Here is a 10,189-nt window from a genome sequence, read left to right on the forward strand (position 1 = left end):
AGGTATAGCTGGGTACTTAAAAGTGCCTTTGTAGAGGCTTGAGCCGTGTGCTGGGAAACTCGCATGCACGGTTCTTAGGGGGTTGGACGCGGGCAACCGCGTCTGACTACCCGACAACCAGATCCGACCATGGGCTCTTGGGCGCAAGAACTGGCTCTTCGCAGGGTCGCTCCGTAGCGGCAAACGAGCGGCGGCGATCATGAGTCTGATCCAGTCGGCGCGGCTGAATGGGCATGACCCGTACGCCTATTTGAAGGATGTTCTCACGCGCCTGCCGACGCAGCGGGCCAGTGAAATAGGACAGCTACTGCCGCATAAATGGGTGCAGGCCTGACTTGCGCAGGGTAAATACGGCAGTCACTTACCCCCTACCATCAGTCTCGACGATTGACTCTTTTAAAGCACCCTACAGCCATGAAGACACAGCCTGGTATCCAAAAGCCAGGATTTCCTGTGCCCAAGCCTACTGCGACTAGCGCCACTCCTACTGCGAGCATGATGCGTTCTCCATAACCGAAATATCCATTAACGACTGAGCTGAATTTAACATAGCCCCTTCGCATTAGCGGCAAAGCGTCGTGATTTTTAGATGAGTCAAATGGCTCTATCGTAAGGTGGGATGCCCGGACGGTTACGTCTAATCACGCAAGGCGTGATGCCCGGACGCATATGCACAACCGAGAATGGGCAAATCACCAATGACTCGCTCGCAATACTCATACGAGGCTGAACAGAATTTTTGGCAGCCGCCACAAGAAGGGAATCGGGTGGCGTGGGGTGTCAGATCTATCTAGAGGGCGTCACCATCAGGCTTGATCGTGACGACAGAAAAGCCCTCCCCAAAAGGAAGGAAAGTTTAAATATCGCGCACAAGAACGCCGGTTTGCTAGATATCTTTGCTCGCACGAACATTATCAGTCAAATCGGTGTTCTTGTTTTTGTGTTTCCCTGTAGTGGTCTAATGATTCCGGACACCCATTTAGGCGAGAATACCCGCCAGATCGAGGTGTCAGATGACCAAGCAACGCCGTACCTTTTCCGCTGAATTCAAACGCGAGGCTGCCGACCTCGTGCTCAAGCAAAACTACAGCTTCATCGAGGCCAGCCGCTCGCTCGGCGTTGGCGAATCGGTTCTGCGCCGTTGGGTCGACCAGCTTCAGCAGGAGCGCACAGGCATCACCCCACAGAGCAAGGCGCTAACTCCAGAGCAGCAAAAAATCCAGGAGCTGGAAGCTCGGATCGCTCGCCTTGAGCGCGAGAAATCGATACTAAAAAAGGCTACCGCGCTCTTGATGTCGGAAGATCTCGAGCGTACGCGCTGATCAATCAGTTAAGCGTCCATGAGCCAGTTGATTGCTTGTGCGAGGTGTTCGAAGTCGCCCGCTCGAGTTACTACGCACATCGTCTCAGACGGCTAACCCCTGACGTTGAGCGGCTCAGGCTGCGTAGTCGAGTGAACGAGTTGTTCACCCGGGGGCGAAGTGCGCCGGGCAGCCGCAGCATCACCGTGATGATGCAAGAAGAGGGTGAGCAAATCGGGCGGTTCAAGGTACGCGGCCTGATGCGCGAACTGGAGCTGGTCAGCAAGCAGCCGGGATCACACGCCTACAAAAAAGCGACGGTGGAGCGGCCTGATATCCCGAACATCTTGAACCGGGAGTTTGATGTCGAGGCGCCCAACCAGGTCTGGTGTGGCGATATCACCTACATTTGGGCGCAGGGTAAATGGCACTACCTTGCGGTTGTCCTGGATCTCTACGCGCGTCGAGTTGTGGGCTGGGCGTTATCAGAAAAGCCGGATGCAGATCTGGTGGTCAAGGCGCTGGACGTGGCTTACGAACAACGTGGAAAGCCTCAGGGGTTGCTGTTTCACTCGGATCAAGGATCGCAGTACGCCAGCCGCCAATTTCGCCAACGACTGTGGCGCTACCGTATGCGCCAGAGCATGAGTCGCCGAGGAAATTGCTGGGATAATGCGCCGATGGAACGGGTGTTTCGCAGTTTGAAAACAGAATGGATACCGACCACTGGCTACATGACCGGCCAGCAAGCTCAGCGAGACATCAGCCAGTACCTGATGCATCACTACAACTGGATCCGACCCCATCAATTTAACGATGGGTTGGCCCCGGCGAAAACTGAAGAAAAACTCAAAACCGTGTCCGGGATTAGTTGACCACTACACCCGAGATTCCGTGAGGAACCAAAAAACCGCTAAAAGTAACGGATAGCGTCACTGGTATTAAATGAGAATCCCCCCCTAGTTATCGTTGCTACAAGTTCCCCAGATCGGGTAACGCAAAAGATGTTGCTGCCCTTGCGAATCTTCATACAGCATTTCCACTTCATGGATTCCACAAACATCATTCAGGTCGGGCGAGTGAAGCACTCGTTTCACATCCAGACGCATACCGTAGTAGTAATCCTCTGCAACGGGCTTCGCGGGGCCATCAGCGGCACCAGCTATCGTGCTTAGGCCAAAAAAACAGACTGACAGTACAACGGAAGCTTTCATAGCTGACCTCCTAATGCATCACAGAGATGGCAGCGATCAAATAGTGTTTGTCGTCCTACGTCTCGCGATAAACTCCCGTGCATCCTTCACGCCGCGCCATACCGCTACCATTTGTAGGGCAGGATGCCCTTAAAAAAGCGTAGTCTATGCCCGGTGTTAGATGTGTAAACTTGAACAAATTAAGCGGAGAAATTTGGCAGTCGCGGTTGTTACGACTGTGCGCGCCTCTCATCGTGACGTCCTTTGCTGCATCCGCTGCTCTGCGACCTCAACTGGACTGCCCGCGCCACCACAGACAATTTCCATCCTCCTAATGAGGCCCTTTCAAAGGCCTCAGGGCTTACGCCGCCCAGATGGCTGTAACGGCGTATTCGGTTGTAAAACACCTCAATGTAATCGAACACATTAGCCCGGGCCATATCCCGAGTTTTGTAGATCCGCTTGCGGATGCGTTCCTTTTTCAGGCTGCTGAAAAAAAGACTCGGCCACGGCATTGACGCTCCCATGCCAACAAGATCTAGCCGAGTCAGCCAGATCCGCCAAGATTAAAGGGTACAGATCCGAATGGCACTTACTTAGCTGCCGACAGCGTCATTTAAGCGGGAAAATGGGAGAAGGCTAGCCTTGGTCTACGGTGATAGTTGCGAACACACGCCGAAAACCAAGGACACAGCCCAAATGAATCGTAGACGCCAAATTTTTCAGCATCAACAAAATCGCCTGCGTCAGCATGCTTCCAATGCAGACGCCTACGCGTTCTTCGATTTGCTTACGGCCCCGCAGCTATTGCCCGTTGTAGATTCCTTACTTCCTGAACATCGGGAGCGGTTGTTTCCGCCGACCGAAACACTTTCCATGTTTCTCGCCCAAGCGTTGGGGGCTGATCGCTCCTGTCAGAATGCCGTCAATGATTTTTCAATAAAACGCGTCTGTGGAGGCTTGAGCCCTGGCAGCACCAGGACCGGGGGTTATTGCAAAGCCAGAAAGCGCCTACCTGTCGAAATGGTCTCTACATTGCTCCATCACACAGGTGCACTGATCAGCGATCATGCCCCAACGTCCTGGCGCTGGCTAAACCGACCGGTACGGCTGGTAGATGGCACTACGATCAGCATGCCCGATACGGCGGAAAATCAGGCGGCCTATCCTCAATCTGGTAGTCAGAAAGCCGGTCTTGGTTTCCCGCTGTTTCGAATGGTCGGTATCGTTTGTTTGGCCAGTGGGGCTGTCTTAGATGCTGCCGTGGGCCGTTTCCACGGCAAGGGCGGGGATTATTCCCATGTGCCGGAGAATACGTTCATCTAAGAGCGCCGCTGCTTCCTGGATGCATGCCGGAATGGAAGTCCTCACCGCTGCCTGTATGATTGCGTTCGGCTTCCTGCGGGCGATTTTCCACTCCAAATGGGCCTTCCGGCTGATTCTCGGCACCGACCAAAGCAGACATCTTGATGAACCTACCCACCCCCGATGAGCCAACAGAAGCATTTCGGATTCCGCCTCACTCTATCGAGGCCGAGCAAGCAGTGCTTGGTGGGTTGCTTTTGGATAACTCTACGTTCGAGTCGATGATTGACTTGGTTTCTGCGGACGATTTTTTTCTGGCAGACCACCGAACGATTTTTCACGCCATCAGCACCCTTGCTGACCGAGGTATGGCGTTTGACGTCGTCACCCTTCATGACCAACTGAGCAGCGAGACTCAACTTGAGCAGCCGGGGCATCTGAATTACTTACGGGAGCTTTTGGCCAACACCCCATCTATCGCCAACATCGAGTCTTACGCGAGCCTGATCAGGGAACGTGCAAAGCTTCGGCAGATTATCTCGACCTGTGATGACATAACCCATAATGCGTTGAGCCCAAACGGTAGAACCGCTCCTGATCTTATTGAAGATGCAGAACGGAGAATGCTCATGCTCGTTAACTCAAGCCGAAAGCGCGGCGGCCCTAAAGCTGTTACTCAACTCCTAACCAGGGCTAAAAAGAAAATCGATGCGCGCTCAAAGTCAGCGAAGGCCATTACAGGTCTGTCGTCGGGCTTTAGCGATCTGGATCGAAAGATTGATGGTTTTCAACCCGCGGATCTGATCATCGTTGCTGGTCGACCTTCGATGGGGAAAACGACTTTCGCGATGAATCTCGTAGAAAACGCGGTTCTTCAGGGCGAGAAGCCCGTGCTGGTTTACTCCCTGGAAATGCCAGGCGAATCATTGATTATGCGCATGCTGGCATCCTTGGGCCGCGTCGATCTGACAAAGTTTCGCTCTGGACGACTAGAGGACAATGATTGGCCCCGCCTGTCCTCGGCAATCGATCTTCTCAACGATCGTAAACTGTTCATTGACGATACATCGAGCATCAGTCCGTCAGAAATGCGGTCCCGCACACGACGCATAGTCCGGGAGCACGGTGAGCTCGCGCTGATCATGGTCGATTACCTGCAGTTGATGCAGATCCCCGGCGCCAGCGGCCTGAACCGCACGAATGAAATTTCGGAGATTTCTCGATCACTAAAAGCGCTGGCCAAAGAGTTCAACTGCCCCGTAGTAGCTTTGTCTCAGCTCAACCGATCCCTGGAACAACGTCCTGATAAACGCCCCGTCAACTCTGACCTGCGTGAGTCTGGCGCGATCGAACAGGACGCGGACGTGATTATGTTTGTGTACCGGGATGAAATTTATCACCCGGACACCAAATTCAAAGGGACCGCGGAAATCATCATCGGTAAACACCGTGAAGGCCCTACCGGTTTCTGCAGGTTGAATTTCCTTGACCGTTTCACACGGTTCGAATCGCTCCTACCTGGTACCCATGCCTTCACCGACCTCGAACTGGGCATCACGGAGGTCATTGATGAACATCCTCGCTTAGGCAGGATGGTCGCCTCCGAGCTGGCCACACAAAGCAAATTAGTGAGGGTCATGACCCCATTATTTGGAATCAAGCGAGGTTCCAGCCGACCCAAAAAATAGCTCCCGTGAAGTCACTACTTCCGTTGCGCCCCTCAAAGGTCGCTTATCTAAGGTCAGCTTCTAACCCATTGGGCTCGTGTCTATGAACGATTTTTCCGCTCCTGAGCAATACGATCTGCAAACCTCCGCACTGAAGGTGCCGCCGCACTCCATCGAGGCCGAGCAAGCCGTGCTCGGCGGTCTGATGCTGGACAACAACGCCTGGGAGCGCGTGCTCGATCAGGTCTCGGACGGTGATTTCTATCGCCATGACCACCGCCTGATTTTCCGTGCGATCGCCAAGCTGGCTGATCAGAACTCGCCGATCGACGTCGTGACCCTGTCCGAGCAATTGGACAAGGAAGGTCAGACCTCGCAAGTCGGCGGTCTCGGTTACCTGGGCGAATTGGCGAAAAACACGCCGTCCGTCGCCAACATCAAGGCCTATGCCCAGATCGTGCGCGCACGGGCGACCTTGCGGCAGTTGATCGGTATCGCTACCGAGATTGCCGACAGCGCCTTCAACCCGGAAGGCCGCACGGCTGAAGAGATTCTCGACGAAGCCGAGCGGCAGATTTTCCAGATCGCCGAAGCGCGTCCGAAAACCGGTGGCCCGGTGAGCGTCAACGACCTGCTGACCAAGGCCATCGACCGTATCGACACCTTGTTCAACACTGACAACGCCATCACCGGCCTGTCCACCGGCTACACCGACCTCGACGAGAAGACCAGCGGTCTGCAACCGTCTGACTTGATCATCGTCGCCGGTCGTCCATCGATGGGTAAGACCACCTTTGCGATGAACCTGGTGGAGAACGCCGTGTTGCGCAGCGACAAGGCGGTGCTGGTGTACTCACTGGAGATGCCAGGCGAATCGCTGATCATGCGTATGTTGTCGTCCCTGGGTCGGATCGATCAGACCAAGGTCCGTGCCGGTCGCCTGGAAGACGACGATTGGCCGCGCCTGACCTCGGCGGTCAACCTGCTCAACGATCGGAAGCTGTTCATTGACGATACTGCCGGTATCAGCCCATCTGAAATGCGTGCGCGTACTCGACGTCTGGTGCGTGAGCACGGTGAAGTGGGCCTGATCATGATCGACTACCTGCAGCTAATGCAGATCCCGGGCTCCGGTGGCGATAACCGGACCAACGAGATTTCCGAGATTTCTCGCTCGTTAAAGGCTCTGGCCAAGGAATTCAACTGCCCGGTGGTGGCGCTGTCGCAGCTCAACCGCTCCCTGGAGCAACGTCCGAACAAGCGCCCGATCAACTCCGACCTGCGGGAATCCGGAGCGATCGAGCAGGATGCCGACGTCATCATGTTCGTGTACCGGGACGAGGTGTACCACCCGGAAACCGAACACAAGGGCATCGCCGAGATCATCATCGGCAAGCAGCGGAACGGTCCAATCGGTACGGCTCGACTGGCTTTCATCGGCAAATACACGCGCTTCGAAAACCTTGCGCCTGGCAGTTATAACTTTGGAGATGATGAGTAATCTAACTCATCACCTGTTGCTAATTGCTTCCTGTGGGGCAGTCTTTGGGCTTGCATTATTACGCGTCATGGGATGATTACTGCGAGTATTCGAAGGATGCGAAATTGCACCCCACTTGACACCCGGATGCAGCCCTATGGCCCATCAAGTCGCCATGAATACGCCACAATCACAGCGAACACGGAAGCTACCATGCGAAATACCTCTATAATCCGCCAAGCTATTTTTGATGTTTCGTGTTCTGTCCGTTCCGATTTTGAAATGCAGACGTCCTCCTCGATGAGTGCGCTGGATAATCTATGCGGCCCTATGAGCGAGTCATTGACTGCTGCTCTAATGGTCGCCGGCTTCGATGCCTGCACTGTTCGTGGAACCTACTTTGATTGCGATCCGAGTTATGTTCCCGATTTTACTGAATGGGACGAAGAAGCAGTTGAAGGGCATGATTCAGCCAATGGTTACTCCCACTGCTGGGTATCGTGCGAAGGCTTGTTCATCGACATCTGCGCCGCCCAGTTTCACCCTCATGAAAGGGACAAATATCGAGTGGTCGTGGTCAATCAAGATAGCCTCGACTATCAGGTAGATCAGTAACTAAAATCATGAGCATGAAACCACTGGGTAATCCCGGAAAAACAGCTCCACCACAAGCCCTGCTTGCGGGGCTAAGCCAGCATTACAACGCCTCAAAGCTCAAGGTCTGCGCGGTGGCCTGAATTGTGGTCGGAATGCTAACCACGATCGGCGCGCGGAGCTCGTCAGCGTGAATGCGTACCTGGATTGAAGTCAGCTCGGAGGGTGGAGTGACCAAAAATATGTCGCCGCTTGGGACCGACTCTCCAGCATGAATTTCCCAAAGCTGAATACGGCGGTGAGCCGATCGGGCTCCATGTGCTCGTCGAAGGGTGGATTTAGCAAGGTAGCGAGGTTGGCAACTTTCGGTACCGTATCGGTGCTGGGCATATCCTCAAGTTCAGCTTTAACACGCAGAGTTCCAGCTGGTTCAAGCACAGGTGCACCCTCACGCTGTGTGCTGTTGCTGTGCCTCTGTTCACCAGGCTCAATCTGAATCCAAACGATCCTTTCTGCACCTGATGGTAGAGAGCTAAGTCTCGATAGTAATTGCGATTCACCAGTATGTTGTTCAACTTGAGGTACCCGTGTGTCCCGTCGGTGTAGTCTGGGTACTCCTCCAACATCAAGTGTGTATAGGCAAAGCTGATGCCACTGTTGAGTGGTGTCTGACCTTCGATATTGGTTATCTCAACGGCCAGCAGGGGTTCACCTGTCGCTCCCCTCATGGCTTCCATTGCGCCCATTTTCGCTATCTGCGTTGGATCAGCGATCGCAGTTGAAGAGCCATAACGGACATACACGATGTCTTTATCAACAATCCCATACTTTTTCTTTGCGTAGATCGGGCGCTCCTGAACCTCGATGGTGTAGAGCCCCAGCGAACGATCCTTGTACATGACTGCCCGGTAAGAGAACACCACGTGCTTGTTTGTCTTTCCGTTGATGAACTGCTGCAGCCTCGATCATCTGGGTGACGATTGACAGGGTAGAATTCCTGCTCATCCTCATCAAAGCCAATCAGGATATAAGCGGGCTCCGTTCGCCAGGTATTGCTGAACGCCAGGATATCTTTGAGCAGTTCACTTTTTTAACGTCATCGGACCCATCGGTAACGTACCCTTCCCGCTTGTAATCGAGTGTGGTCCCTTCACCGGTGTAAAGCAGTCGATCGATCAAGTCTTCATCTGTCATGGGCGCACCTAGTTGAACAATACCGGTGAGTTCGAGTTCGCGGCGCCCATGGTCAGTCTAAGCCGTCGTCTTTTAAGCAAGATTGGGAGGTTCGCGGAGTTAACTCTTGTGACCAGGACGCCTGACGGTGATCCAGTTTCCGTATGGCTTGAGCTCTGAAATTGATCGAAAGACAGTATCAAGCGGTGGATTACCGAAGCTAGGCAATGACCTTTCAGGGTCATGGACGACAATCTCATACGCTGGGTGACTTTCCACCACCACCCAATGCCAACAATTAACGGGAGCCTCAGGGCCACAGCCCACCTTTACGACCCCCATTCCGCTCACATGACCCCACCCCTTCCATTGCATCATACGTGCTTCCAAGCGATGCTCGCTAAGAGCCGCGATCAGCTCACTGAAGTTTGAGGAAAACGGTTTGCGCTTCGGGCGACCATCGCCGTAGCCCAAACGAAGGAATGTTTCGCGTGCGTCCATATAGCTCGTACCGGCGAGCATGGCCAGACATGCTACGCCGCAACCAAACGGATCTTCCTGGGAGACATGGCTGATTGTGCAAGACGACTCCCACTCCGGTACCGTCTCCAATATCGCCTGTGTTCTGTACTGTTCTTGAGTCACTGTTCTAACCATACCGCCAGCTTTTCGACCTCGCCGATCGCCGCATGTAGATCCTCACGAGTCACGTGGATTGCAGGATCGATTAGCCAGCGCCCACCGCAATCTTTCATCAGGTCCTTTTCATAGTCGCTAACGAACAATGGACTCGGGTATTTACGAAGCGTTGCAGGTTTATGGTTTGCTCGGGTGTCTGTGATCCAGTTGACATGCTGACTCGTATTTCTGGCGAGTACCACTTGTTCCAGGATGCTGAAGTCAGCAGGACAATTGGCCCAATTGACGCCGTGCTTCGCGAAACAAATCCGATAACCACGGATGAAGCCTTTCGCGAATGCCGCACGTCCACACTCGTTCTCACAATCCAATCCCGCGTTGCGTTCATACGTAGCGAACAATACTTTCAAGCTCTCCGAGAGCATTGAAACACAGGTTTGGCCAACTACTTCCAACCCTGTTTGTGCACGGAGCCATTCGTCAAGAAACGCGGGCTCATCGCTCATCGTTTCAGGATCGAAATGCGGAGGCTCGAACGGTGCTTCTCCGGCATCGATTTTCCGGATTGTCTCCAGAAACGGCGCTGAGGCTTCGTCGAAATAGTGCCGGACGAAGACTGTGCGCTGCTCTAGAAAATATCTGACATCCACTCGACCTACTCCATGGCTGATTGATGCGGTGCAGCGAAGGGCCCTATCTTTCTATCCCCAACCAGGTTGAATGTGAATTCAACCCACCGCGGCCAGGGCTTCGAGGGGCTCAAGGGCTCAGAGAGGTCCAGGCGCATCTGATCGCTTTCCTTGAACCGGAATGTCAGTCGCTTCACGGTACGGCCTC

The 10,189-nt window shown here is 53.9% G+C and carries 7 protein-coding genes and 4 pseudogenes; 6 read left to right on the plus strand and 5 right to left on the minus strand.

The genetic code is table 11. From position 1 onward, the window contains the following. Window positions 1–112: 112 nt before the first annotated feature. Window positions 113–334: pseudogene (locus BLL42_RS29105) on the plus strand (transposase domain-containing protein); the annotation flags it as partial. A gap of 336 nt (window positions 335–670) precedes the next feature. Here BLL42_RS29105 and BLL42_RS31255 read toward each other — a convergent pair. Then, a pseudogene (locus tag BLL42_RS31255) lies at window positions 671–817 on the minus strand (ISL3 family transposase); the annotation flags it as partial. A 196-nt stretch (window positions 818–1,013) separates the two neighbouring features. On the opposite strand from BLL42_RS31255, the gene BLL42_RS29120 reads away from it, so the two are divergent. Then, window positions 1,014–2,176 (plus strand): IS3 family transposase gene (locus BLL42_RS29120; RefSeq protein ID WP_129586922.1). Its coding sequence is split into 2 segments (ribosomal slippage): window positions 1,014–1,269 and window positions 1,269–2,176, totalling 1,164 coding nucleotides; the frame shifts between segments, so codons are not numbered across the junction. 84 nt (window positions 2,177–2,260) lie between these two features. Here BLL42_RS29120 and BLL42_RS29125 read toward each other — a convergent pair. Together BLL42_RS29125 and BLL42_RS29130 are read right to left on the minus strand one after the other, a co-directional pair. Further along, window positions 2,261–2,515, minus strand: coding sequence for a DUF2790 domain-containing protein (locus tag BLL42_RS29125; protein WP_071556136.1), 255 nt, complete (start codon window positions 2,513–2,515; stop codon window positions 2,261–2,263). 314 nt (window positions 2,516–2,829) lie between these two features. Further along, window positions 2,830–3,010, minus strand: a pseudogene (locus tag BLL42_RS29130) (IS3 family transposase); the annotation flags it as partial. 183 nt (window positions 3,011–3,193) lie between these two features. Here BLL42_RS29130 and BLL42_RS29135 point away from each other — a divergent pair. The 4 genes and pseudogenes from BLL42_RS29135 to BLL42_RS29995 form a co-directional block, all read left to right on the plus strand. Next, a pseudogene (locus BLL42_RS29135) lies at window positions 3,194–3,787 on the plus strand (transposase); the annotation flags it as partial. Window positions 3,788–3,963: 176 nt separating this feature from the next. Then, entirely contained in the window at window positions 3,964–5,487 is a 1,524-nt protein-coding gene (dnaB, locus tag BLL42_RS29140) for a replicative DNA helicase (protein ID WP_071556138.1), read from the plus strand. Window positions 5,488–5,569: 82 nt separating this feature from the next. Then, window positions 5,570–6,967 carry a replicative DNA helicase gene (gene dnaB, locus BLL42_RS29145; protein ID WP_071555873.1) on the plus strand — a complete coding sequence of 466 codons (1,398 nt, stop codon included), beginning with the start codon at window positions 5,570–5,572 and terminating at the stop codon, window positions 6,965–6,967. A gap of 192 nt (window positions 6,968–7,159) precedes the next feature. After that, window positions 7,160–7,561, plus strand: a complete 402-nt coding sequence (locus BLL42_RS29995) for a hypothetical protein (RefSeq protein ID WP_129587017.1) — start codon at window positions 7,160–7,162, stop codon at window positions 7,559–7,561. Between the two features lie 317 nt (window positions 7,562–7,878). On the opposite strand, the gene BLL42_RS29155 is transcribed toward BLL42_RS29995, so the two are convergent. Further along, window positions 7,879–8,439: a hypothetical protein gene (locus BLL42_RS29155; protein WP_071556139.1), complete on the minus strand. Its 561-nt coding sequence runs from the start codon at window positions 8,437–8,439 to the stop codon at window positions 7,879–7,881. A 915-nt stretch (window positions 8,440–9,354) separates the two neighbouring features. Further along, on the minus strand, window positions 9,355–10,002 hold the full coding sequence (locus tag BLL42_RS29160) for a hypothetical protein (RefSeq protein WP_071555876.1): 648 nt from the start codon (window positions 10,000–10,002) through the stop codon (window positions 9,355–9,357). Between the last annotated feature and the right edge of the window lie 187 nt (window positions 10,003–10,189).

Origin of the sequence: Pseudomonas frederiksbergensis (genome assembly GCF_001874645.1) — a bacterium.
In the GTDB taxonomy this organism is placed as follows: Bacteria; Pseudomonadota; Gammaproteobacteria; order Pseudomonadales; family Pseudomonadaceae; genus Aquipseudomonas; species Aquipseudomonas frederiksbergensis_B.